The 23,798-nt window shown below is 70.8% G+C and carries 26 protein-coding genes and 1 pseudogene; 8 read left to right on the forward strand and 19 right to left on the reverse strand.

The window, feature by feature from the left end; translation table 11 throughout:
• A pseudogene (locus K2X24_RS20995) lies at window positions 1–611 on the forward strand (hypothetical protein); the annotation flags it as partial.
• 72 nt (window positions 612–683) lie between these two features.
• On the opposite strand, the gene K2X24_RS21000 reads toward K2X24_RS20995, so the two are convergent.
• From K2X24_RS21000 to flhA, 6 genes are all read right to left on the reverse strand, one after another.
• Window positions 684–1,130: a hypothetical protein gene (locus K2X24_RS21000; protein ID WP_292500749.1), complete on the reverse strand. Its 447-nt coding sequence runs from the start codon at window positions 1,128–1,130 to the stop codon at window positions 684–686.
• Window positions 1,131–1,145: 15 nt separating this feature from the next.
• Window positions 1,146–1,475, reverse strand: a complete 330-nt coding sequence (locus tag K2X24_RS21005; protein ID WP_292500751.1) for a flagellar protein FlgN — start codon at window positions 1,473–1,475, stop codon at window positions 1,146–1,148.
• Window positions 1,476–1,484: 9 nt separating this feature from the next.
• Complete coding sequence (locus tag K2X24_RS21010) at window positions 1,485–1,955, reverse strand: rod-binding protein (protein WP_238279925.1); 471 nt, start codon at window positions 1,953–1,955, stop codon at window positions 1,485–1,487.
• Between the two features lie 152 nt (window positions 1,956–2,107).
• On the reverse strand, window positions 2,108–2,509 hold the full coding sequence (locus K2X24_RS21015; RefSeq protein WP_292500753.1) for a hypothetical protein: 402 nt from the start codon (window positions 2,507–2,509) through the stop codon (window positions 2,108–2,110).
• Window positions 2,510–2,513: 4 nt separating this feature from the next.
• Window positions 2,514–3,287, reverse strand: coding sequence for a flagellar biosynthesis protein FliR (gene fliR / locus K2X24_RS21020; RefSeq protein ID WP_292500757.1), 774 nt, complete (start codon window positions 3,285–3,287; stop codon window positions 2,514–2,516).
• On the reverse strand, window positions 3,284–5,365 hold the full coding sequence (flhA, locus tag K2X24_RS21025) for a flagellar biosynthesis protein FlhA (protein ID WP_292500759.1): 2,082 nt from the start codon (window positions 5,363–5,365) through the stop codon (window positions 3,284–3,286). The genes fliR and flhA overlap by 4 nt, the downstream gene beginning before the upstream one ends.
• 265 nt (window positions 5,366–5,630) lie before the next feature.
• Here flhA and K2X24_RS21030 point away from each other — a divergent pair, with 265 nt between their 5' ends.
• From K2X24_RS21030 to K2X24_RS21050, 5 genes are all read left to right on the forward strand, one after another.
• The gene (locus tag K2X24_RS21030; protein ID WP_292500762.1) at window positions 5,631–5,858 is read left to right on the forward strand and encodes a hypothetical protein; all 228 of its coding nucleotides are present in this window, start codon (window positions 5,631–5,633) and stop codon (window positions 5,856–5,858) included.
• A 115-nt stretch (window positions 5,859–5,973) separates the two neighbouring features.
• Window positions 5,974–6,243 carry a hypothetical protein gene (locus K2X24_RS21035; RefSeq protein WP_292500764.1) on the forward strand — a complete coding sequence of 90 codons (270 nt, stop codon included), beginning with the start codon at window positions 5,974–5,976 and terminating at the stop codon, window positions 6,241–6,243.
• A gap of 147 nt (window positions 6,244–6,390) precedes the next feature.
• Window positions 6,391–7,092 carry an allophanate hydrolase subunit 1 gene (locus tag K2X24_RS21040; protein WP_292500797.1) on the forward strand — a complete coding sequence of 234 codons (702 nt, stop codon included), beginning with the start codon at window positions 6,391–6,393 and terminating at the stop codon, window positions 7,090–7,092.
• On the forward strand, window positions 7,092–8,105 hold the full coding sequence (locus K2X24_RS21045; protein ID WP_292500766.1) for a biotin-dependent carboxyltransferase family protein: 1,014 nt from the start codon (window positions 7,092–7,094) through the stop codon (window positions 8,103–8,105). Before K2X24_RS21040 ends, K2X24_RS21045 begins: the two co-directional genes overlap by 1 nt.
• A gap of 25 nt (window positions 8,106–8,130) precedes the next feature.
• A complete protein-coding gene (locus K2X24_RS21050; protein ID WP_292500768.1) occupies window positions 8,131–8,901 on the forward strand; it encodes a 5-oxoprolinase subunit PxpA in 771 nt (256 codons plus the stop codon).
• Here K2X24_RS21050 and K2X24_RS21055 read toward each other — a convergent pair.
• The 11 genes from K2X24_RS21055 to K2X24_RS21105 all read right to left on the reverse strand — a co-directional run bounded on the left by K2X24_RS21055 (window position 8,888) and on the right by K2X24_RS21105 (window position 18,031).
• Entirely contained in the window at window positions 8,888–9,154 is a 267-nt protein-coding gene (locus K2X24_RS21055) for a flagellar biosynthetic protein FliQ (RefSeq protein ID WP_292500771.1), read from the reverse strand. The genes K2X24_RS21050 and K2X24_RS21055 overlap by 14 nt on opposite strands.
• A gap of 55 nt (window positions 9,155–9,209) precedes the next feature.
• Entirely contained in the window at window positions 9,210–9,629 is a 420-nt protein-coding gene (flgD, locus tag K2X24_RS21060) for a flagellar hook assembly protein FlgD (protein WP_292500773.1), read from the reverse strand.
• A gap of 47 nt (window positions 9,630–9,676) precedes the next feature.
• Entirely contained in the window at window positions 9,677–10,126 is a 450-nt protein-coding gene (gene flbT / locus K2X24_RS21065) for a flagellar biosynthesis repressor FlbT (protein ID WP_292500775.1), read from the reverse strand.
• Window positions 10,123–10,470 carry a flagellar biosynthesis regulator FlaF gene (flaF, locus tag K2X24_RS21070; protein ID WP_292500777.1) on the reverse strand — a complete coding sequence of 116 codons (348 nt, stop codon included), beginning with the start codon at window positions 10,468–10,470 and terminating at the stop codon, window positions 10,123–10,125. Before flaF ends, flbT begins: the two co-directional genes overlap by 4 nt.
• 113 nt (window positions 10,471–10,583) lie before the next feature.
• Window positions 10,584–11,630 (reverse strand): flagellar hook-associated family protein, encoded by a 1,047-nt coding sequence (locus K2X24_RS21075; protein ID WP_292500778.1) that lies wholly within the window; start codon window positions 11,628–11,630, stop codon window positions 10,584–10,586.
• Window positions 11,631–11,635: 5 nt separating this feature from the next.
• The gene (gene flgK, locus K2X24_RS21080) at window positions 11,636–13,102 is read right to left on the reverse strand and encodes a flagellar hook-associated protein FlgK (protein ID WP_292500780.1); all 1,467 of its coding nucleotides are present in this window, start codon (window positions 13,100–13,102) and stop codon (window positions 11,636–11,638) included.
• Between the two features lie 100 nt (window positions 13,103–13,202).
• Window positions 13,203–14,450, reverse strand: a complete 1,248-nt coding sequence (locus K2X24_RS21085; protein ID WP_292500783.1) for a flagellar hook protein FlgE — start codon at window positions 14,448–14,450, stop codon at window positions 13,203–13,205.
• 140 nt (window positions 14,451–14,590) lie between these two features.
• Window positions 14,591–15,937 (reverse strand): flagellar protein export ATPase FliI, encoded by a 1,347-nt coding sequence (gene fliI, locus K2X24_RS21090; RefSeq protein ID WP_292500784.1) that lies wholly within the window; start codon window positions 15,935–15,937, stop codon window positions 14,591–14,593.
• Window positions 15,938–15,941: 4 nt separating this feature from the next.
• The gene (gene flgF / locus K2X24_RS21095) at window positions 15,942–16,667 is read right to left on the reverse strand and encodes a flagellar basal-body rod protein FlgF (protein ID WP_292500786.1); all 726 of its coding nucleotides are present in this window, start codon (window positions 16,665–16,667) and stop codon (window positions 15,942–15,944) included.
• 4 nt (window positions 16,668–16,671) lie between these two features.
• Window positions 16,672–17,448, reverse strand: coding sequence for a DUF1217 domain-containing protein (locus tag K2X24_RS21100; RefSeq protein WP_292500787.1), 777 nt, complete (start codon window positions 17,446–17,448; stop codon window positions 16,672–16,674).
• 40 nt (window positions 17,449–17,488) lie between these two features.
• Window positions 17,489–18,031, reverse strand: a complete 543-nt coding sequence (locus tag K2X24_RS21105; protein WP_292500790.1) for a hypothetical protein — start codon at window positions 18,029–18,031, stop codon at window positions 17,489–17,491.
• Window positions 18,032–18,169: 138 nt separating this feature from the next.
• Here K2X24_RS21105 and K2X24_RS21110 point away from each other — a divergent pair, with 138 nt between their 5' ends.
• Window positions 18,170–18,463, forward strand: a complete 294-nt coding sequence (locus K2X24_RS21110; protein ID WP_292500791.1) for a PilZ domain-containing protein — start codon at window positions 18,170–18,172, stop codon at window positions 18,461–18,463.
• A 301-nt stretch (window positions 18,464–18,764) separates the two neighbouring features.
• Window positions 18,765–20,153: a flagellin gene (locus K2X24_RS21115; protein WP_292500792.1), complete on the forward strand. Its 1,389-nt coding sequence runs from the start codon at window positions 18,765–18,767 to the stop codon at window positions 20,151–20,153.
• A gap of 113 nt (window positions 20,154–20,266) precedes the next feature.
• Here K2X24_RS21115 and K2X24_RS21120 read toward each other — a convergent pair whose 3' ends face one another.
• Together K2X24_RS21120 and K2X24_RS21125 are read right to left on the reverse strand one after the other, a co-directional pair.
• Complete coding sequence (locus K2X24_RS21120; protein WP_292500793.1) at window positions 20,267–20,941, reverse strand: response regulator transcription factor; 675 nt, start codon at window positions 20,939–20,941, stop codon at window positions 20,267–20,269.
• A 390-nt stretch (window positions 20,942–21,331) separates the two neighbouring features.
• Window positions 21,332–23,539, reverse strand: a complete 2,208-nt coding sequence (locus K2X24_RS21125) for an FUSC family protein (RefSeq protein WP_292500794.1) — start codon at window positions 23,537–23,539, stop codon at window positions 21,332–21,334.
• Between the last annotated feature and the right edge of the window lie 259 nt (window positions 23,540–23,798).

Here is a 23,798-nt window from a genome sequence, read left to right on the forward strand (position 1 = left end):
GCCTGATCGAGACCGGAGCGGCGCGCCACCACGTCCTCTCGGAGGCGGGCCACAACGTGGCGGTGCCGGAGGGGCGCGCGGCCAGCGCTGGCCTCGCCCGCTACCTCGGGGCGGAGCGCCTGGACGGGGCCACGCTGCACCGGCTCGCCACGCAGGTGCACGGGCCGGATCTCGCGCATCGCCGGCTCTTCCTCGTGCTCGACGACCTCTCGGGCCTCGTCGTCCTCGATCGCTTCGCGGTGGAGGCGGGCCCGGTCGCCTTCGAGGGAATCGTCCACCTCGCGCCCGAGATCCTGGTTGGCCTCGCCGGCCCGCGTCGGGCGATGGCGCAGGCGGGCCGGGCCCGTCTCGCGCTCTCGGCTCTGGTGCTCGACGGACGCGGTGCAGGCCTGACGATCCAGAACGGCTGCAACGCGCATCCGGGCGCCCTGCGCGGCTTCATCGCGGCGGCGTCGGGCGGCCTCCAGCCCACGAGTGCGCTGCGCTACGCCGTCGCCGGAACGGGGCTGGCCTGCGGCGGCCTCGCGCTTGCGGCGGATGCCGAGGCCGACCGGCGGCTCACGGCGCTCCTGGCGGGGGATGCGGTCGCGCGCGCCCTGGCGGAGGCGTGAGCGCCCTTCGCCGAGGCGAGGATCAAGATGTGAGACACGAAGCCCGAGCGGCGACACGCCCCGTGACGGGGCTCAGGACCGGACTTCGCGCTTGGCCACGAAGTTGAACTCCTCGACCAGCACGTCCTTCACCACGTCCGAGCCCAGGCGGACATTGACCTGTTTGCGGATCTCGGCGAGGCGCTGGGTGACATTGTAGCGGGACAGGCGTTTGAAATCGATCGCCGGGTCCGTGTAGATCTGCCGGAAGGTTTCGTCGACGACGAAAGCATTGGGCGGCACCGAGAGCGTGTGCATCAGCCGCGCATCGGCGGTGAAGACCAGTACGGCGACGATGTAACCCTGCACCTTGCCGTCCACCACCATCGGAACGTTGATGGGTGGCAGCTTCTGGTACTGCAGGCCTTCGAGGTAGGGTTCGGCCTTCTTGGCGAACAGCCCCTCCCCCCAGGTCACCGCCCCGTAACAGGACAGGATGGTGAGGCCGCAGATCCAGAGGCCGGTGACGAGGATGCGCATGGCGGGCGTTCGATCTCAGCGCCGGACGTGACCGGAATAGGTGCCGTCGGATTCCGCGTCGCGCAGGGAATCCGCGACGATGCCGGAGATCTCCTCGACGGCGCGCAGGTGCAGGCCGACGGTGGCCTGGTTGCGGTCCAGGGCACCGCGCAGGCGCAGGAGCTGGTCGATCACGGGGGCGTCGAGCTGGTCCGGGTCGAGGCCCCGCGTCAGCCGGGTGAGTTCGAGCAGACTCTGGCTTTTCCGCCGGTTCACCGCCTCCTGGTCGATGGGGCGGTGGGCCATCAGCGCCTCGGTCTCCGCCGCCACCGTCTCTTCGAGCCGCTTCAGGGATGCGATCAGCATGGGGCGCCTTCAGATGTCCGAGGTCTTGGAAGCCGGTGCGGGGGCGGGCGTGTTCAGGGGGCGGGCCGCCTCCAGCAGCCGGGCGATGCCGAGGCCGCCCGCCTTGGCGACCTGGGTGCCGACCTGATCGGCCAGCATCGATTTCCAGATGCCCCCGGCATTGCCCTTGCCGAACACCGCGTTGGACTTGGCCGGCATCATCGTCTCGACGAACTGGCGCAGGACGAAGGCCTCGAACTGCTTGTAGGGATCGCCCGCCTTGCCGGCGCCGGAGACCGCGTTGTCGGTCTGGAGCGCCGTGAGGGTGCCCCGGGCATCGAGCGGCATGTGCACGGAGGTGCCGGCCATGCGGTAGGCGTCGCCGAAGGCCGCCGGGTCGGTCCCGGGCGCCGACAGCTTGGCGGTGGCTTCCTGCACGCGGCCCGGATCGGCGGCGCGGGCGACATCGAGGACGATGTCGGTGGGGGGCGAGATGCTCATGCGGGTCGTCTCTTGCGCGTCGTCTCTTGCGGGCCGTCTCTTGCAGATCTTCGGTTGGCGGACGCCGCGATTCGGGTTCGAGAGCGCCGATGGTCGGCAGCGATAGGCGCCGTGGCTTTCGGCAGGCTTGCGTCGGCGCCCGGCGCGACGCCTCAGTCCCGCGGCGTCCCGGCCCGCGCCACCATGAGGTGGAGCTGTTCCAGCATATCGGCCTGCTCGCGTTCGTGGGCGCGCAGCCGGACGAGGCCCTCGGCTTGGCGCTCGGCCCGCTTCTCGGCCAGGCCCCGGGCGCGGACGGTCTCGGACTGCCGGGCGGCGGTGGCGGCGAGATCCGTCGCCTCACCGGCGAGCGCCCGCAGACGGCGCGCGGCGGCATCGAGGAAGAGGCCCTGCATGGTCTCGCCGGCCAGCGTGGCCAGCATGGCGGCCCGGTCGGCCTCCACCTTGGCGGCCTTGGCCCGGGTCTCGGCGAGGTCGCGCTCGGCGATGCCCCGCATCTGTTCCTGGACCTTGAGGAGGCGCTGGGCGCGGATGAGCCGGAGGCGGGTGGTCATCGGCTCAGCCCCGGCGCAGGTAGTCGAAGTAGCCCATCACGAACTGCATCATGAACTCGTTGGTGATGGCGTAGAGCAGCAGCAGGCCCCCGGCCATGATGAACGGCGTGGCGATGAAGTAGACCGGGATCTGCGGAACGAGCTTGTTGATGAAGCCGGCCGCGAGGTTCACCGCGACCGCGTAGACGAGGAACGGCGAGGTGATGCGCAGTCCCAGCACGAAGGCGGTCGTGACCTGATCGACGATGCGCACCAGGGCGGCCTGCGAGCCGATACCCTCGCCGGGGGGGATGCGGCTGTAGGAATCGATCAGCCCCCGGAACAGCTCCCAGTGCAGGTCGGCGGCGAACAGCAGGGCGGCGGCGGCCATCATGATCATCGCCTCGACGGCCGGCACCGGGTCCATGCCCTCGGCCACCGAGCCCGGCATGCCGCCGAAGCCCACCATGGTGACGGCGGCGTTCACCACGGTTTCGAGCACCACGTAGAAGATCCGCCCGAGGAACCCGAGGACGAGGCCGGTCAGGCTCTCGGTGACGATCCAGGCGAGGGTCGCGCCCGGATCCTGGGCCGAGAGCTTGCCCTGGAACAGGGGCAGCAGCAGGGGACTGAGGGCCAGCGAGACCGCCAGCGAGATGAGGAGGCGGACCTGCGCCGGCACGCGGGGGCTGGAGAAGCCCGGCACGATGAGGAGGCAGGCGCCGACGCGGCAGAAGATCAGGAAGACGCCGAGGAAGCTTTCCGGAGCCAGGAGACCCGAGGCGACCAGCGCGGTCACGAGATCGTCCCGAGGGAGCGGATCTCGACCCCGCGGGCGATCTCGAGGTGCGAGAGCACGGCCAGCGTCGGGTAGAGCCGCTCGATGATCATGCGCACGTAGGGGCGGGCATCCGGCGCGGTGACGAGGGCGAAGCTGCGGGTCTCGCGCATCTGCTTGCGGATCGCCTCCGAGGCCTCGGTGCCGAACTGCTCCACGAGGCGCGGGTCGATGTCGAACTCGATGACCTCCCCCTTGCCGTCGCGCTTCAGGCTCTGGTGGAAGGAGAGATCCCAGGCGCTGCCCAAGCGCAGCACCGAGAGCACGCCGTTCTCGGCGAGATCCCCGCAGATCTGCTGGGCGATGCGCATGCGGACATGCTCGGCGATCTGCTCGGCCCGGCGGGCATGGGGTGTGATCTCGGCCACCGCCTCCAGGATGAGGTGCAGATTGCGGATCGAGACCCGCTCGGAGAGCAGGAGCTTGAGCACCGCCTGGAGGCCCGAATAGGAAATCTGCGACGGGCAGATCTCGTCGAGCAGACGCTTGTACTCCGGGTCGAGGCGGTCGAGCAGATTGCGCATGTCCTTGTAGGACAGCAGGGTGGGCAGGTTGTTGCGGATGACCTCCGAGAGGTGGGTCAGCAGCACGGAGGCGCCGTCGATGGGCTCGAAGCCGCCGCGCCGCACCTCGCCCGCATAGGCGTCGAGCACCCAGCGCGCCTTCATGCCGAAGGCGGGCTCGCGGACCTCGTCGCTCGGCACGTCCGGCACGGGGCCGTCGCCCACCACCACGAGGAGTTCGCCGGGCCGCAGTTCCTGGGTCGCCACCACGGTGCCGTGGATGAGGATCTGGTAGCATTTCGGCGGCACGGCGAGGCTGTCCGTGAGCTTGATGTCGGGCACCACGAAGCCGTACTGGCGCGCGAACTTGCGACGCATCTTGGCGACCCGGTGCGACAGCTCGGATTGCGTGCCCTGGAGCTGCGCCGAGACCTGGCGCCCGAGGCAGAGTTCGATCTCCGGCGTCTTGAGCGACTCCTTGACGGATTCGCGCACCGCGACCTGCTTCTTCTCCTCGTCGGCCACCGCCTTGGCGTCGACGATGGCCTTCTGCGCCGCGATCTTCTTCGGGATCGCATAGGCGGTGAAGGCCATCAGCCCGGAGAGCACCATGAAGGGCACGAAGGGCAGGCCCGGCACCAGGGCGAACATGAACATCAGGGCCGCGGCCACCGACAGGGCGCGCGGATAGGCCCCGAGTTGGCCCATCACCGCCTGCTCGGCGGTGCCGCGCGTACCGCCCTTCGAGACGAGGAGGCCGGCGGCCAGCGAGACGATCAGCGCCGGGATCTGCGAGACGAGGCCGTCGCCGACCGAGAGCTTCGTGAACACCTCCGCCGCCTGGCCGAGCGGCATACCGTGGCGGGTGGTGCCGATGATGATGCCGCCGAACACGTTGACGGCGATGGTGATGAGGGAGGCGATGGCCTCGCCGCGCACGAACTTCGAGGCGCCGTCCATGGAGCCGAAGAAGGCGCTCTCCTCCTCCAGTTCGCGGCGGCGGGATTGCGCCTCCTTGTCGTCGATCAGCCCGGCATTGAGATCGGCGTCGATCGCCATCTGCTTGCCGGGGATCGCGTCGAGGGTGAAGCGCGCGCCGACCTCGGCGATGCGGGTGGCGCCCTTGGTGATGACGAGGAAGTTCACCGTGATCAGGATCAGGAAGACCACGATCCCGATGACGAAGTCGCCGCTCATCACGAATTGCGAGAAGCCCTGGATGACGTGGCCGGCCGCCGAGACGCCGTGCTGGCCGTTGGCCAGGATCAGCCGGGTGGTGGCGATGCCGAGCGCCAGGCGCAGCAGGGTCGCGATGAGGAGGACGGTGGGAAAGGCCGAGAATTCGAGCGGCTTCTTGATCCAGAGCGCCACCATCAGGATCAGCACCGACAGAGCGATCGAGAAGGCGAGTCCGATGTCGAGCAGGATTGCCGGCACCGGCAGAAACAGGATCGCCAGGATGGCGACGATGCCCGCCGCGAACCCGATGTCCCGCTGGGACCGGCGCTCTCCCGCGATCGCTTCGCTTGCCGCCATGGCGGATGCTCAACCCCCGTGTCTGGAACGGGGGCTTGTCGCGCCCCAAGCTTGCGCGAGGGTCGCCTGTCCGGCCGGTGGCGGGGGCCGCGTCGACCGCCACGCCACGGGACGGGCCGCATCCGGCCGGCGAATGGGACGCTCGGACAAGCCGAAGGGACCCCAGGGCATAGCCGTGACCTTGTCGGTGTCTGACGAGGTCTTTAGAAAATACGAACGCGCGCTCCGATCTAAAAGCACAATGACGATTTCGATGCAGGGTCCGATGTTCGAGTTTCGCCTCCAGATCCGCTCGACCCATGCCATGATCTGGCAGGCGCCGGAAGCACTCGAGACCTCGCTGCTCGCGGAAGCCATGCAGATCGCAGATCGGCTCGCCAAGGCCTGCCGCCGCACCGCGGCCTCCAGCTGCAACGCGACGCGAAGCTGGGTGGTCGAGATCTTCGACGAGGCCAACGGGATTTCCTATCAGGCCCCCGTCTCCGGTGCCTGACTTGTGGCATTCGGAGGTCTAAACGCGTGAAACGCTCGACTTCATGCGGCGGGAATCGTCACTTCGGCGTTGAGAGATGACTTCGTCATCCTGATTCGAAAGCACCTGCGTACCCATGCCTCTCCTTCGCTCCACCGTCCTCGTCCTCGGCGTCCTCCTCGTGCCCGCCGCGGCTGCGGCCCAGCCGACCCCGATGCGCGAACTTCTCAAGCTGTCCTGCACCGGCGATTACCTCGAGCATTGCAGCATGCATGCGCCGGGCGGCCCGGAGGTGGAGGCCTGCTTCCGGCAGAACATCCGAAAGCTCTCGCGCCCTTGCGCCCAGGCGATCACCGCCTATCAGCGTGATAAGAAGCGGAACCGGCAGGTCTCGGGCGGACACTGAGCCCGCGCGCCGCGCCGCAACGGGGACTCGTCAGGCCGCCCGTGCTGTGAAACGCTGCCGCCCGCGCCGCCTCGGGGTGTCGGCGCCGGGAGGCTTGAGGGCGTGGCCGTGCAGGGTCGGATCGAGGCGGGCATCGAACCGGTGCGCATGCGCGACGCCGGGGAAACGGCCCTGGTGGTCGAGTTCGGAGCCCGGGTCGATCCGGACCTGAACGCGCGCGTGCTGGCCCTCGACGCCGCCCTCGCGGAGGCGGCCGTTCCGGGCCTGCGCGAGACGGTGCCGACCTACCGCTCCCTGATGATCCACTACGATCCCCTGGTGCTCGACCGGGCCGATCTCTGTCGCTTCGTCGAGGCAGGCGTCGCCGGGGCTCGCCCCCGAGCGGGCGGCGGGCGCCGCTGGACCCTGCCCTGCTGCTACGACCCGGACCTCGCCGAAGACATCGGGACGGTGGCCGACTGGGCCGGCCTGTCCCCGGCGGGGATCGCGGACCTGCACGCGCAAGCGGAATACCGGGTTTACATGTACGGCTTTGCACCGGGCTTCGCCTATCTGGGCGGTCTGCCGGACGCGCTCGCCATCGGCCGGCGGGCCTCGCCGCGCCCGCCCCACCCGGCCAACGCGATCCTGATCGGCGGCGGACTGGCGGCGGTCGCCACCGTGCCGATGCCCACGGGCTGGTACGTCGTCGGGCGAACGCCCGAGCGGCTTTTCGCGCCCGCGCGGACCGAGACTTTCCTCATCGAGCCCGGCGACGTCCTGCGCTTCGCGGCCATCGACGCGGCGACCTTCGCCGAACTCGACGCGCGGGCCGCACGCGGCGACATCGTCGCCCGCCGGGAGGATTGATGGGCGGCCGGACCCGCATCCGCATCCTTTCGGCCGGCGCCGGCAGCACCCTGCAGGATGGCGGCCGCCACGGCTACCTGCGCTACGGCATCACCCCGGCCGGCCCAATGGACCCCCTCGCGCAGGCCTGCGCGAACCGGGCGCTGGACAACCCGCCGGGCGCCACCGCCATCGAGGTTTCGCTCGGCGGAATGTCCCTGACGATCGAGGGCGAGCCGGTCGACGTGGCGCTGGCGGGGGGCGCCCCCCGCATCGACCTCGACGGGCGCGCCCTGCCCTGCCCCGTCGGCCTGACCCTGCGCCCGGGCGAGCGCCTCGGCATCCGGGCCGGCGAGGCCGGCGTCTGGACCAGCCTCGCGGTGGCGGGCCAGATCGACGTGGCGCCGGTCCTCGGCTCCACCGCCACCCACACCCGGTCCCGTCTCGGCGGCCTCGACGGGCGCGGTCTCCAGGCCGGCGATGTCCTGTCGGTGCTGGAACCGCGCGCCGTCATCGGCGAGGCCGCGCAGCTCGACCTGCCCATCCTCCATCGGCCGCCGGACACGATCCGGATCGTGCTCGGGCCCCAGGACGATCATTTCGCGGAGGCCGCCATCGCGGCTTTCCTGGCCGGCCCCTGGCGGGTGGGTGCGCGCGGCGACCGCATGGCCTGCTTCCTCGAAGGCCCGAACATCGAGGCCCGGACCCACGACATCGTCTCGGACGGGATCGCCATGGGGGCGATCCAGGTGCCGGGCTCGGGCCAGCCCCTCGTGCTGATGGCCGACCGCCAGCCCACCGGCGGCTACCCGAAGATCGCGACCGTGATCGGCGCCGATCTCGGCCGGCTCGCCCAGGCCCGGCCCGGGACGGTCCTGCGCTTCGCAGAGGTCGATCTCGCCGAGGCCGTGGCCGCGCGCCGGGCGGAGGCCGCGGCCCTGGTTCCGGCCGTGACGCGCCGGCCCGTCCTGCGCACGCGCTTCACCTCGGAATTCCTGCTCGGCACCAACCTCATCGACGGCGTCTTCGGGTAGGATCGCCGGAAGTCAAGGAGACGCGATGCCGACCATCGACCTGAACGCCGACCTCGGCGAAGGCTTCGGCGCCTATCGCTGCGGCGACGACGCGGCCATGCTCGGCATCGTCACCTCGGCCAACGTCGCCTGCGGGTTCCACGCGGGGGACCCCGAGATCATGGCCGAGACCTTCGCGCTGGCCCGGTCCCGTGGCGTCGCGGTCGGCGCGCATCCGGGCTACGCGGATCTGCCCGGGTTCGGGCGGCGGCCGATGCCGGTGACGGCGGCGGAGATCGAGCGGCAGGTCGCCTATCAGGTCGGTGCCGCGCAGGGCCTCGCCGCCCTGGCCGGGCACCGCCTCGGCTACGTCAAGGCGCACGGCGCGCTCGCCAACCGGGCGGCGGCGGAGCGCGATGCGGCCGATGCCGTCGCCCGCGCCGTCAGGGCCGTCGATCCCACGCTGGGGCTCCTCGCCATCGCCCGCACGCAGCAGGTCGCGGCGGGTGAGGCGGCGGGCCTCGCCGTCTACGCGGAGATCTTCGCCGATCGCGGCTACGACGAGGCGGGTCGGCTGATCCCGCGCGGTCGGGCGGGCGCGCTCGTCACGGATCCGGAGACGGCCGCCGAACGGGTGCTGGCGATGGTGCGCGCCGGCGCCATCGTGACGGCGGCGGGCACGCACCTGCCGACGCGCATCGATTCGGTCTGCGTGCACGGCGACAGCGCGCACGCCATCGCGATGGCCCGAGCGGTGCGGGCGCGCCTCGAAGGAGCCGGGATCGCCCTGCGCGGGTTCGCCCTCAGAACCCCGTGACGATGCGCCCGTAGGTGGCCTCGGCGAAGGTGTAGATCTGCGCCCCGATGAAGGAGCTGGTGATGAGCAGCACCAGCAGGATGACCACGATCTTGGGCACGAAGGTGAGCGTCACCTCCTGGATCTGGGTCAGCGCCTGAAGCAGCGCCACCGCGATGCCGACCAGCATGGCGGCACCGATGGCGGGGCCGGCGGCGACGATCACGGTCCAGATCGCGGCGCGCACGAGTTCGAGGGCGTCGACCTCGTTCATCCGGGGCGGCCTTGTCCTGAGGGTCTGGGATCGCGGGTCTAACCCGGCCGGCCCGTCACTGCGACAGCGAAATGCCTTCGGTGAGCAGCACGTCCGCGCCGGTGGCGAGGCGGGCGAGCGCGCCCTCGCTGGTGATCTTCACGGACTGGACCTGACCCGTGACGGTGCCGTCGGCGGAGGTGATGGTGCGGCCGATGATCTGGTCGGCCTGGGAGAGGAAGCTCGAGGAGAGCAGCGAATCGAGCTTGGCGTTCGTCTTGGTCGCCTGCTCCACCTGCGAGAAGGTCGCGAGCTCGCTCACGTAGGCCGTGGAATCCATCGGCTTCGTCGGATCCTGGTTCTTCAGCTGCGTCATCAGCAGGGTGAGGAAGGTGTCCGCGTTCATCTTGGCGGCCACGCCCGTCGCGGACTTGGTCGCGGCGGCGGTGCTGGCCGTCTGGGATGTGGCCGTGCTGGTGACGCTGGCGACGCTCATCGCGGGCTTCCTTAAGTGTGGCGGCCCTGGGGCCCGAAGAATGGCCCTCAGGCCGGACGTGTCTGGGTTTGCGGATCGGCCGCCGACGCGGCTTCGACCTGGGGTGACGCCGCCAGGAGGGCGGCCTCCGCCGCGTAGAGCCCGCGGATCAGCTTGAGGGCCTCGATGAGCCGGCCGCCCTCGACGAGCGGGCCGGCGGCGGTGACGCCCGCGCGGATGTCCGGATCCACCACGGCCGCCAGGATGCCGGCCTGAAGGGTGCGGAACAGCGCGCGCGCCCGCTCGGCGTTGCCGGGCTCGATCAGGATGGTCTGGGCCGCGAAGTAGAGCTGGCGCAGGGGCGTCGTCGCCGCATCCGCCTGCAGCACGTGGGTCTCGAGCAGGAAGCTGGCGTCGTTCAGAAGCTCCAGGGAGACCTTCCGGTCGACCCGCAGGACCGCGCCGTTCATGTAGACGCGCTCGCCGGCGCGCAGCGAGAGGCGCAGGGGTCGGCTCACCGCAGGCCGTCCCGGATGGCGGTGTTCACCGTGATCAGGGCGGAGAGGTCCCGCTGCGGCGTCGCGATCACGGCGTTGGCCTCGTGCATGCTCCACAGGCCGATCGAGACGAGGTCCGCGCGCAGGTCCGGCGGCAGGCCGTTCTCATCGCTCTGGAGGTCGTCGATCAGCACGCCCCAGAGGCTCTGCAGGAAGCCCGCCGCCGTGGCGCGGTCGGTCTGCTCGGCGTCGGGCCGGTCCGCGAGCCGGAGGAGGTCGAGGGCCCGGTCGAAGGCCACCCGCTCGCGCTCACGCGCGATGGCGGGCGCTTCCTCCAGGATCTCGGCGTAGGAAAACTGGTACATGGGGTCCTGTCCCGTGTGTCCGGGGGCCGCCGCGCGCCGGGGCGCGGATTCGAGCCGGAGATCCGAGGGGCCGGCGGAGGCGTCCGCCGGATGATGCGTGCGGCCGAGCCGCGTCAGATATACGCCACGAGGCTGAGCTGGCGCAGCTGCGCGGTGAGGGCGTAGGAGATCTGGACCTGGGTCGAGAGGCGGTCGACGCGGGTCTTGGCCTCGGCCGTGTCCACCCCCTCCATCTGGCCGATCTGGTTCGCGAACAGGCTCTTCTGCGCGTCCAACCGGGTGTTGGCGGCGGTGATCGCCGCCTGCGAGCGGCCGAGATCCGCCTGCAGCGCGACCAGTCCCCCGCTCGCCTCGCTCAAGCCCTTCGCGACCCTCTCGCCGAGGACGGCCTGGGCCGCCGCCGAGAGGTTCGACGCCCCGAGGTCCGAGGCCATCACGTAGGCCATGGCGAGCTTGCGGAAGGCCGGCGCGTTCGCGCTGGCCGAGCTCTGCACCGTCTCGGTCAGGGAGATCTGGCTGGTGAGCGGCGCGGTGCCCGCACCGGACCAGTCGGCGGCCCAGGAGGCGTCGTCGAACAGGTCCTGGAACGGCCCGTCGAGGAAGGCCGAGAGGGCATCCGCCGTGATCGTGCCGGCGCCGGCGCTCTCCTGCGTCACCCCGAAGGCCTTCAGGAAGGCCGCGTCGACGGCCGCCTTGGCCGGTGCGGCCGGGCTCGCCGTGTAGGCCGTCATCGGCGCGCGACCCGTGTTGGTGCCGCCGAACACGAACTGGCCGTCGACCGAGGTGTTCAGGAGGCCGGTGAGTCCGGCGAGCTGGTTCGCGGCCATGGCCTTCAGAGCGCCGGCCCGCTTGTCCTCCGGCAGGCCCGTGAGGGTCTTGAGCGCGGTGTCGGCGGACTCCTGCATCTGTTTCAAGGCGGCCTGGCTGGTGCTCAGGCGAAGGGCGGTGCCGGCATTGCCGTCGCGCAGGGCCGCGAGCTCGGCCGATTTCTGGCGCAGGCCCACGGTGATCCCGGCGCGGCTGCCGAGCACCAGACCCACATCCGCGAAGCGCCCGGTGACGAGTTCCTCGTTGCCGCGCGCGATGTCCGCCTGCATGCGGGCGACCCCGGTGCGAGGCGCGCTCCAGAAGCTCAGGGTGGAGAGGGCGTTGGTCCGCATGGCGTCTATCGCACCGCATCCATCAGGGTTTTGAGGAGGTCGTTGATCACCGTCAGCAGCTTGGCCGAGGCGGTGTAGGACCGTTCGAGCTGGAGGGTCATGGCCGTCTCGTCGTCGGTGTTGACGCCCGTCGCGTTCGAGTAGGCGTCCGAGGCGCGCGCGAGGAGGGTCGACTGGTAGTCGGAGTTCGTGGTCGCGGCCTGACGCTTGGCCGAGAGCCATCCGGTCGAGGCGGTCGCGAAGTCCTGCAGGGAGCTGCGGGTGCCGAGGTCCGACGAAGCGTCGAAGGGGCGGTCCGCCCCGAGGGCGGCGGCCAGGGCGCGCAGGCGGTCGGGGTAGGCCGCGTTCGTCGCCGGGTCGGGGTTGGACCGGTACGCGGCCCCGGCGATGCCGCCGTCGCGCAGGAGGCTGACGTTCCCGCCCTGCTGCGGATCGACGGCCGCGTTCACCCGGATCCGGGCGGCGAGCCCGAGCTGGTTGGCCGTGGTGCCGTTGGGGACGGGGCCGCCCGGACCGGCCGTGAACAGGCCCGCCGCCCGCACCGGATTCCCCAGGGCGTCGGTCCCGGTCTCCGCGAAGGCGTCGATCAGGCCGTTGGCGATGCCGTCGAGCTGGGCCTCGTAGCGGGTCGCGACGTTGTCGCGCAGTTCGGCGAGGCCCGCGATGCGCCCCGAATGTACCGGCATCGGCGAGGTCGCGCCGGTCACCGGCACCCCGTCCACGGTGACGGCAGCACCCGTGGTCCCGGCCGGGAAGGCGGTGGTGGGGGTGAAGGACACGCGGCGCGGGCTGCGCTCGAACAGCGGCACGCCGCTGTCGGTGTAGATGGCGACGTCGTTGCCCGCGCGGGTCACGGTGGAGATCCCGATCTCCTGCGACAGGTTGGCGAGGATGCGGTCGCGGTCGTCCAGGGCGTCGGTGACGTCGGCGCCCGTGCCGTTGGTGACGAGGCGGTTGGCGGCGTCGAACTGGGTCAGGAGATCGTTGATCCGCGCCACCGAGTCGGCGAGGCCCGCATCGGCCTGGGCCCGGACGGACTGGACCGCCGTGGCGCCGGCGGCGAGGCTGGCGGCCAGATCGCGGGCCCGGTCCACGGCGGTGCGGGCGAGCGCCGCGTCGTCGGGCTTGTTGGCCGCCATCAGCAGAGCGGCGTTGAGGGCCCCGAGGCGGGCGGCCGGCGAGGTCCCGTCATCGGTGTCGCCGATGGTGCCCTTCAGGGTGGTGAGGCCGTCGAGCACCGCCTCGCTGGCCGCCACCGAGGACGTCGCGGACAGCTTGCGGTCGAACAGGGCGCTGTCGGTGGCGCGCTGGATCGAGACGGCGCTGCCGCCGCTGGTCGCCACGAGGTTGGCGATCTTGCGGGTGTAGAACGGGTCGCTGGCCCCGGCGGTGTTGCGGGCCGCGAGCGCGACCTGCGTGGAGGTCGCGATGAGGGACGATCGGGCGGAGTTGAGGGCGAGGGAGAGGCCCATCGGGTGTGTCCTGGGGAGCGAGCGTGCGAGCGGCGCGGCCCACCGCCCCTGGGGGCGACGGGCGAGGGTGCGGGCGCCGCGCCTGCGCGCGGCCGCCCGGTCAGCGCTTGAGGTTCATCAGGGTCTCGAGGAGCTCGTTGCCGGTCATGAACACCTTCGAGTTCGCGGTGTAGACGGTCTGCGACTCGATCATCGTGGTCAGCTCGGAGCTGACATCCACGTTGGAGGCTTCCAGGGCGCCGGCCTTCAGCGAGCCGAGGCTGCCGGTGCTGGCGAACCCGATCTGGATGTCGCCGGACTCGATGTTGGTGCGGAAGACGTTGCCGGCCCGCGGCTCCAGGTTGTCGGGGCTCTTCACGTCGGCGAGCGGCACCTTGAAGGCGGCCAGGCGCGTCCCGTCCGCGTAGGTGGCGTAGACGGTCCCATCCCCGCTGAACTCGGTCCCGGTCACGGCCGAGGGCGCCTTGCCGTTGGCGGCGCCCTTCAGGTCGTAGCTTCCGGCGAACTGCGTCGCGCCGCTGAGATCGAGGGCGAAGGTCTCGCCGCCCGGAATGGTGAAGCTCGTCCTGGCCGCGGTGGCGGCGGATCCGCTGAGCTTGCCGTCGGTGCCGAACGCGAGCGTCACGGCCGGGTTGGTGAGCCGGGTGCCGTCGGGCGCGTGAATGCTGGCGCTCCAGGTGTTCTCGGCCACCACCGGCGCGGTGGCGGAGGCCGGCACCTTGGCGAGGTAGACGTCGAGGGTGACGCTGTTGCCGAGCTTGTCGAAGGTGACGATGGAGGATTTCTTCGAGTAGTTCGTCGGCGAGAGCGGGCCGGCGAGGTCCGCCGTATCCGCCGACAGGTTGCCCGAGATCGCCCCGGCGGTGGAGGGCGTGGCGCGCATGCTGAGGCCGGAGGTGTTCACCGGCACCATGCCCTGGATGCCGTTGAGCGTCGGATTCGCCTCGCCCTCGAGGATGTTGAAGCCCATCAGGGTGAAGCCGCCCGAGTTGACGAGGTTGCCCGTCGGGCCGTCGACGACGAAGTTGCCGGCGCGGGTCAGGAGCGGCGCCTTGTTCTCGTCCTGCACCACGAAGAAGCCGTGGCCCTGGATGGCGAGGTCGGTCTTCGAGGTCGTCGAGCTGATCGAGCCGCCCTCGTTGATGGCGCGCCGGATCGTGGTCTCCACGGCGCCGGAATTGTAGTTCGTGCCGGTGTTGCTCTCGAGGAGCAGCGAGGAGAACTCGGCCGAGGTGCGCTTATAGCCGGTGGTGCTCGAATTCTGCACGTTCTCCGCCACGGTGGAGATGCGGTTGGACTGCGCGTTCATGCCGGAGACGCCGGTGCGCAGGACACTGATGAGACTCATGACGTCACCTTCGAGGAATGGCGCGCGGCGCGGCGCGGGATCTTGAGGGGCACTAAAGAAAGACAGGCTTGCGCGGGGCTTGGCCCGGCGCGCCGGAGGGGCCGGAACCCGGGTTCGAGAGGCGGTCGCATGGGGCCGCCTCAGGTCCGAAGGGATTGGGCGAGTTCCAGGAACGCGTCCTGGCTCGCCGCCATGCCGGGTTCCTGGCGCAGGGCCTCGTAGATGCGCGGCACGAGGAGGATGGCCTGATCGAGCTCGGCATCCTCGCCGGCCCGGTAGCCACCCATCAGGCGCAGGTCCCGGGTCTCCTCGAAGCGAGCCATCATGGCCTTGAGGCGGCGCACGAGTTCGCGCTGCTCGGGCGTCCAGACCCCGGTGGCCAGGCGCGAGATCGATCCGAGGAGGTGCACCGCCGGGTAGCGGCCCTGCTCGGCGATGGCGCGGTCGAGGACTACGTGCCCGTCGAGGGTGCCGCGGATGGAATCGGCCACCGGGTCGTTGTGATCGTCGCCGTCGACGAGCACCGAGAACACCCCCGTGATGGTGCCGCCCCCGTGGGGGCCGGTGCCCGCGCCGTCGAGCCCCGGCCCGGCCCGCTCCAGCAGGCGCGGCAGGTCCGAGAACACGCTCGGGGGGTATCCCCGGGCCACCGCGGGCTCGCCGGCCGCCAGCGCCACGTCGCGGGCGGCATGGGCGTAGCGGGTCACCGAATCGACGATGAGGAGGACGGATTCCCCGGCATCACGGAAGGATTCGGCGATGGCCATCGCCATCTTCGGTGCCTGCCGCCGCATCATCGGGCTCTCGTCGCCGGTGGAGACGACGACGACGGCGCGCGAAAGGCTCGCCGCCATCGCGCCCTCCAGGAACTCGCGGACCTCGCGCCCGCGCTCGCCCACCAACGCCACCACGACGCTGTCGAAGCCGGCGGCCCCCGCCAGCATCGCCAGCAGGGTCGACTTGCCGACGCCGGAGCCCGCGAAGATGCCGATGCGCTGGCCGAGACAGAGCGGGGTGAACAGGTCGAGGGCGCGCACCCCGGTGCGCAGGGGCTTCGTCACCCGGGCGCGCTCCATGGCGGCGGGCGGCGCCGCGTCGAGGGGCACGGCGCGCTGGCCCGGCACGAGGGCGCCCTGCCCGTCGATGGGACGCCCGAGGGCATCGATGACCCGGCCCTTCCAGCTCGGGTCCGGGCGCAGGGTCGGATCGCCGAGGCGATAGGCGCGGGTGCCGATCCCGGCCTCGATCCGGCTGTCGAACGGCTTCACGGTGACGCCGGCCGCATCCACGCGCACGACCTCGCCGATCTGCTCGCGGCCACCGCCCACGAAGCCCATGCGGTCGCCCAGGGTCATGAAGGGCGCGACGCCCGCGACGCGGGCCGCGCTGGCGGTGACTTCCTGGATCGGGCCGCCGACGCGCACCAGGGGCAGGGCCTCGCGGGCCGCCGCCAGGGCGGTGCCGAGGCGGTGGAGGGCGTCCGTCATCGGCTCAACCCTGCGGACTGAGGGAGCGGACCGCCCCGGTGAAGGAGGTCTCGGTCTCGGAGACCAGCGTCGCCGCGCTCTCGAAAGCGCGCTGGATGTTGATGAGCTTCGTCATCTCCAGGACGGGATTGACGTTGGCGCCCTCGATGTAGCCCTGCACCATGCCGACGCGGGTGAAGTCCTGCACCGGAACCGCCGGCAGGGAGGTGGTGACGCCGTTCGGCTCGGCGCGGGTGAGGGTACTCTTCGGATCGATGAGGAAGAGCCCGATGGCGCCGACCTGGTTGACCCCTTGCGCCACGCTGCCGTCCCGCCCGATCGTCGGAGGGCCGGCCTGGGGGTCGAGGAGGATCGGCGCACCGCCCGGATCGAGCATGGCTTGCCCGGTGAGGCTGCGCAGCTGACCCAGCGCATCCATCTTCATGCGGCCGTCGCGGGTGTAGACGGGCCCGTTGGCCCCGCGCACGGCGAACCAGGCATCGCCCTGCACGGCGACGTCGAGGGGGGCGTCGGTCTTGATCGTCGGCCCCGCCCGCTGCGAGATGTAGGTGTCGCCGGACGAGGCGAAGGCGACGGCGCCCTTGCTGGCCTGGGCCAGGAGCGCGGTGAACTTCGTGTCCTCCGCCCGGTAGCCGCTGGTGGAGAGGTTGGCGACGTTGTTGGCGACGGCGTTCAGGCGCTTCTCCATGGCGACCTGCGCCGAGAGCGCCACGTAGAGTGCGTTCTGCATCGCCTCAGGTCCCCGACCGGATGCGCTGCAGGCTGAGCAGCAGGCTCGCGTCGAGGCCCTGCGATGAGGAATCCGCGAACAGGTTGAGGACCGGCGCCGAGGTGGTGTTGTTCCGCGCGTCCCAGATCGCGGTGAAGCGCTTCACGAAGCGCTCCAGCTTGTCCGGATCCTTGAAGCTCGCGAAATCCACCCGGCTCTCGATGATCGCCGCCTGCCGGGCGATCCCGTCCGCCGAGGCGACGTCGGGCAGGCCCAGCACGGTCTTGACCACCTGTGAGAGGGCCTGGTCGGCCAGCACCCCGTAGCCCGAGGACACGGTGGGCGCCTGCCGCGCGAAGTAGAGGGCGAGGCGCACGCCGGTGTCGTCGCTGCCCGCGTCGGTCTCGAGGCTCTGGCGCAGGTAGGCGCTCGTGGTGTCGGTGGTGGCGGCGGCCAGGGTGGTGGTGCCGGCGCCGTAGGTCTTGAAATCGAAGGCCTTGGCGAAGGCGACGTAACGATCGTCGGCCAGGCGGTTGGCGAAAGCGGCCCGATCGCTCACGCCCTCGGTGAGGACCTTGCGCATGAAGGCCTTGGCGTAGGTCATGTCCTCCAGGCCGTAGGCCTTCATCGCGTAGGCGTAGAGGCGCCGGTCGCCGAGGAAGTCGTCGATGGATTTCACGTCGCCGATCTTGGCCTTGTAGTAGGCGGTCTCGCGGGCGACGTCGGGCTGGGCCGCCTTCCGGGCCAGGGAGGCCGTCAGGTCCCGGGCGATCAGCCGGTAGTTCGTGAAGGTGCTCGTCATGGGCGGGCGCGTCCTGGCCGGGCGAGGCGTTCCATCCAGGTCAAAGCGGGGTCGGCCCGATGATGGTCTCGGAGGTGATCACCACCCAGCCCGCGCCCGTGGCGCGGATGGACAGGATGCGCCCGGCCCCCGGCAGGACGGCGCCGGGCACAACCTGGCGCAGGCCCTCGGGTCCCTCCACGAAGGCGGCCCCCCCGCTGACGCGGCGCAGGACGTAGCCGCGCGCCCCCGGCGCCGGCTCCGGGCGCTCCGGGGTCGCGCGCACGCCATCGGGAAGCGAACCGGTGGTGGTCGGGTCGAGGTCGAGGGCCGCTTCGCGCACGGGCGCGGCGTTCCGCTTCCAGGCGAAGGCGCCCCCGAGGGCCGGCAGGAAGGGCTGAACCGAGTAGGTGTTCGAGGCGCCCGTGATGGAGTAGGCGGCAAAGCTCCCCGAGACCAGCGCAAGCCCGACGCAGACGCCGACGGCCGCCCGCTCGAGGGTGGCGGCCCGGGCGCGCCGCAGCAGCTCGGCCCCCGTCGAGGGACGGACATGGCCGGGACGCAGGGCGGGCGCCGTCGTTCGCGATGGGAGGGATCGGTTCATGGGGGTCGCTGGAGGGTCGACGGCGTTCCGCGCGACACTCGGACGTTATGGTTAGCGAATGGTTAAGGTCCGTTCGATCGACAGTCCGGAGCCGCGCTGATAAGTCCGTTTCGGCGCGTGACACCGGACGGATCGACGATGGCGGATTGGCAGGAGGCGGTGTCCCGCGGGGATCGGCCCCTGCGCAGCCCGACGCCGAAGCGTCACCGCGTGATGCAGCAGGGGCGCATCGTCCTCGGACCCGAGAGTCTGCTCGCCTGCATCGTGCGCGACCTGTCGCCGGTGGGCGCGAGCCTTCGCCTGCCGCGCCCGAGGCCGCTGCCACCGGAATTCGACCTCATCATCGCCGGACACGAGCTCCGCACCCTGTCCGTGCGCCTGCGCTGGCAGCGCGCCGACTTCGCGGGCGTGACCTTCCTGGCCCGGGACTGATCCGGTCGCATCCGGACACAGGCGACCGCAGGCCGCCCTTAAGCTCCTGCTAAGCCGGGCCGTGCATAGTCGCTCCATCGGTGAGACGGCGACCCGAAGGGGTTGAACGCCGGCGAAGCCAACGCAGTGGATAGGTTTCGTGGACCTATAGACATGATGTCGTCCCACTGCTCCGGTGAAAACCCGGGATGTAGACAGCATTGCGCTAAATAAATCCGATCCTGAGATTGGATTGGCGCGACCCGCTGCGCGGTCACACACACGAATTCCTTGCAATTCCTGTAAACCGGACATCCTCGCAATGACCAGCCTGCTGACCAACAACGCCGCAATGACGGCGCTGACGACCCTCAAGAGCATCAACACCCAGCTCGACATGACGAGCAACCGGGTCTCGACCGGCCAGCGGGTCTCCAGCGCCGCCGACAACGCCGCCTATTGGTCGATCGCCACCACGGTGCGGACCGACAACGCCTCGCTCTCCGCCGTGAAGGACTCGCTCGGCCTCGGCTCGTCGGCCGTCGACACCACCTATAACGGCCTGAACAGCATCATCACCGATCTGCAGAACATGCGCGCCAAGCTGCAGACCGCCCTGCAGCCGGGCGTGGACCGCGCCAAGGTCCAGACCGAGATCACCGCCATCCAGAGCAAGATGAAGGCGACGGCGGATTCGTCGGTGTCGAGCGGCCAGAACTGGCTCTCGGTGGATTCCTCGGCCTCCAACACCGCCTACCAGGCGACGCAAAGCGTGATCGCGGGCTTCTCGCGCGCCACCAACGGCACGATCAGCTACTCGAAGATCAACGTCGAGGTCTCCAACATCAAGCTCTATGACGTGAACGCCGCCAGCGCGAGTGTGCCCGCCACGGAGGCCCAGGTCGCCGGCTCGACCTCGCTGACCGGCACCTCGGCGTTCACGGCCGGCACCGCCGACTTCTCCGCCGCCAGCGGCAAGCAGGTGAACTTCACGATCAACCTCAACGGCAGCAAGACGCAGAACATCAAGCTCGACGCCACCACCCTCGGCGCGGCGGTCAAGGACCTCGCCAAGGTCACGACCGACGAGGTCCTGAGCGCGATCAACAACCAGATCGCGGCCTCCACCGGCGCCAACAGCGTCAAGGGCCTGGTCGCCGCCAGCCTCGACACGCAGGGCCGCATCGTCCTGAAGACCACCACGGCCGCCGCCGCCAGCACGATCAACGTCGACGTCGTCGCCGCGACGGGCACCAATACGCTGGTGGATATCGGCTTCGGCACCACCGCCGGCACCGCCGTCGTGGCCGGCAAGGGCACGGATGCCGGCACGTCGAATGCCAAGGGCATCCTCGACACCGTGGACGGCACCACCAGCCAGTCGATCAATTCGATCAACATCTCGGCCCTCTCCGGCACCACCGGCGATGCCACCCTGGCAACCCTGATCTCCCAGGTGGACAAGGCCATCTCGAGCGTCACCAACGCGGGCACGAAGCTCGGCGCCAACAAGACCCAGATCGACGGCCAGAAGACCTTCGTCGACACCCTGATGAAGGCTAACGACCGCACCATCGGCATCCTTGTGGACGCCGACGTCGAGGAAGAGTCGACCAAGCTGAAGGCCCTCCAGACCCAGCAGCAGCTGGCCGTCCAGGCCCTCAGCATCGCCAACGGCGCCTCCGCGAACGTGCTCTCGCTATTCCGTTAAGCCGAACGGCCGCCCCCGGAGGTTCCGGGGGCGGCGCGACGACGAAAAGGCCACGCGTCCCGCGAGGGAGCGTGGCCTTTTTCGCATTCCGGATCGAACGGGAAGGGGTCGGATCAGCCGACGAAGGTGTAGCCGGCTAGGCGCTTGGCTTCGATCGGATCGTAGCCGAGGCGCAGGCGCAGCTTCTTGCGCAGCTTGCTGATGTGGCCCTCGACCACGCTCTCCTCGACGTCGCTGCCGTGCTCGGCATAGACCGCGTTGAAGATCTGTGCGCGGCTGAGCGGACGCCCGCGATGGCTGGCGAAGAACTCCAGGATGTGGCGCTCGCGACGCGGCAGGTTCAGACTGACGCCGTCGATCTCGGGGTCGCGCCCGTCCGCGAAGACCTTGAGGCGGCCGCTGCGGTCCTGGGCGGCCGGGGCCTGGGCCTCGCCGCGGATACCGCGCCGGCGGATCGCCTCGGCCCGGGCCAGGATCTCGCGGACATGAACCGGACGGCGCACCACGTCGTCGATGCCGGCGGTGAAGAGGTCGAGGGTCTGCTCCAGGGAGCGGGTCTCGTTGAGGGCGATGATGGGCGCCTGGGACAGGCTGCGGATCGCGGCGGTGCGGCCGGCACGGTCGTCACACTCACCGAGAACGATGCCCTGGACCGTATCGGTCGGGTGGCCGGCGAGCCAAGCCAGGAACTCTTCGGCTCTCAGGCTTCGCGCGGGGACGTCCTGCGCTCCGAAACCCGCCAGGTATTCGGCGGCAACAGACTGCCTTTCATCGACAACGATATACATTCCAGCGCCCCGCCGAAAACGAACGTTATCGCAACCCCGTCGGACCATCACCTTGAACGCGGAGCGACTTCGTTGTCCGCCCTTGGCATCCAGGTTTTTACTTGATGATGACTTCACGATGCCGCCCCTTTAGGGGTCTGATCACCGCCGTCCGCCGATTTGCGTTGAAAACCTTTCTTTAAGGAAATGGTTAATTTTGCATTAAGTGATCGGGTATCCTGTGATCCCGGGTCGGCCCGAGGGGCATCCGGACTGCCGAATCCACCCGAGGGCACGGGTCTGTGGCAGACGCGTCACGGCCTCGCCCCCGGCACCGGGCGCGGGCGGCGGCGGTCGTCCGCCGGACCTCGGGGAGGCTGACCGACGGATCAGGCTTACTGAGACTTGGTATCAGGCGCCCGCAGGCCGCGTTCCGCCGGGCTTCAGGGTCTCGGCGAGGAGTTCGACCTGACCGACGAGGCGGCGCAGGCCGTCGCTGCGGGGTGCGTCGGGCATCCCCGGCGGCGTTCCCTCGCCGCCGAGGCTCGCCAAGGTGGCGGCGATCCAGTCGCTCCAGGCCGCCAGGGCGTCCGGCTCCGCCGTCTCGGCGGCATAGCGCAGGGCCGTGAGCCGGGCCGAGATGCGGCGCAGGGTGGCGTCGGCGACCATCGCCATCTCCACCTGAGGGTGACGTCCGGCGCGCGGCTGCTGCAGGGCGCGGGCCAGGGCCGCCTCGAGGTCGTTCAGCGCGAGTCCGGCAGCGCGGGCGGCCTGGGCGCGGGCCCCCGAGGCTTCGGCCTCGGCCCCCGCGCCGAGCACCGCGCGGGCGAAGGCGGCATGCGCCCGCACGGCCTTGCGCAGTTCGAGGCGGACCTGGTCGGGCTCCCAGATCGGCCAGAGCACGAGGGCGCTGCCCACCGCGATGAGGCCGCCGAGGAGGGTGAGGAGAGCCCGCATGCCCGCCACCTCCCAGGAGCCGTGGCCGGGCTCCACCACCTCGACGAGGAGCACCACGAGGGGGGTCAGGCAGGCGATGAAGACGCCGTAGCTGACCTGACGCGCGGCAAAGCCGATGATGCTCAGGGGAAAGACCAGGGCCGCCAGGGCCAGGGGCGAGGTGGCGAAGCTTGCCAGAACGGCGCCGATCAGGCCGCCGAGCACCGTACCGCCGATCCGCTCCAGGGCGCGCTGCCACGTGGCGGCGTAGAACGGCTGCATCGTCAGCACCACCGTCATGGTGAGCCAGTGGGCGAAGGGGCCCGCCCAGACCAGGGTGGCCCAGAGGGCGGGGGCCGCGACCACGGTCGCCCGCACGGCGTGGCGCAGGTTGGCGGAGGCGAAGGTGAAGTTGGTGCCGAGCGGACCGAGGAGCCGGGTCCCGAGGGGCAGGCTTGCCCGGCCGAGCAGGGCGCCGCCGGGCCGGTAGCCGTCCGGTGTCGAGAGCTTGGCACCGATGCGGACGCGATCCAGGATGCGGGTGGCGAGATCGTGCAGTTCGCGGTCGTGGGCGAGGCGGCGGGTACCCCGGTCGATCGCCCGCTCGAGGCGGGCGAGGTCGATGACGCTGTCGTCGCGGATGGCCCGGGCGATGACGCCCAGCAGCGGCCGGAGCCGGCGCAGGAAGCGGCGCGCCATCCGGCGCCGGCGCGGGTCGGGCTCGCCTTCGACGAGATCCGACAGGGCGATGAGGGCGGCGAAGATCTGCTCCGCCGCCTCCAGGCGGATCAGGGCCTGGGCGGTGCGGTCGGAGATGCGCTCGCGGCTGCGGGCGAGGTCGACGATGACGGTCCGCGCCTGCTCGATCGCCTCGCGCACGCCCCGGCGGTGGGCGCGGGCGTGCCGGTCGAAGGCCTGGCGCTCGAAGGTCTGGCGATCGAAGATCTGGCGGGCGCCGCTTCCGGCGTTCCGCGTCTCGGGCTTTTCGGGCCAGGCCAGGGAGGCGAGGTCCTCGAGGTCGTCGCAGAGGCGGGTCAGGCGGCGCCAGACCTCGGCCACCGCGCGGTGCGTCGGGCGATAGGGATGGAGGCGCCAGAGCAGCAGTGCCAGCAGCGTCGCCCACAATCCGCCGGCGGCGAAGACCAGCCCGGCCACCAGGGCCTGATCGGGCGTGAGCGGCCGGTCGAGGGCAAAGCACAGGACGAGGACGAGGACGTTGCCGGCGGCCTGCGCCTGCACGCCCCAGACCCGCGCATAGGTGCAGCCGAAGATGACGATGCCGGCGAGCGGCACCACGGGGACCGGCCCGAGGGGCTGCATCAGGCCGAACAGCCCCCAGATCACGCCCCCCAGCAGGGAGAAGACCGTGAGCACGAGGAGGCGCGCGCGCATCGGCCCGCCCGCATCGGCGAAGCACGCGAGGTTCGCGGCGAGCGCCACGGTGAGCAGCGGCGGCCAGGGCAGCCATTCGTGCAGCAGGATGACGAGGCCGAAGGCCAGGGCCGCCCGCACCCCGTCGACGAGGCTGAGGCCGCGCGGATCGAGGCCGATCGGCAGGCGCGTGAGGTCCTGCCCCGGATTGGCCAGGGTGCCGCGCCCGCGCAGGAACGCCGCGGCGCGCGCCCTTCGGCGCGGGCCGGTCGCGGGGAGGGATTTGCCGGAATTCGATGGGGTCGCGGGCACGCGCAGGCTCCACGGAAGGTCAGGTCCCGTCCGCACGGGCGGCGGGTCCCCTTCCGCGGGAGCGATCTGTAGGACCGTTGCGGTCGCACCGGAACCACCCGATCGGCACGGTAGCCCTGCATCCGGCGGTCGTCCGTGCCCCGGAGCGCGTCAGCCCGAGCGGCGGATCAGAACTTGCCGCCGATCAGAACTTTTCGCGGTTCAGAACTTGCCGTCGATCAGAACTTGCCGCCGAGGCCGACGCCGCCGCCCTGGCTCA

This window comes from Methylobacterium sp., assembly GCF_019750675.1.
Taxonomy (GTDB): domain Bacteria; phylum Pseudomonadota; class Alphaproteobacteria; order Rhizobiales; family Beijerinckiaceae; genus Methylobacterium.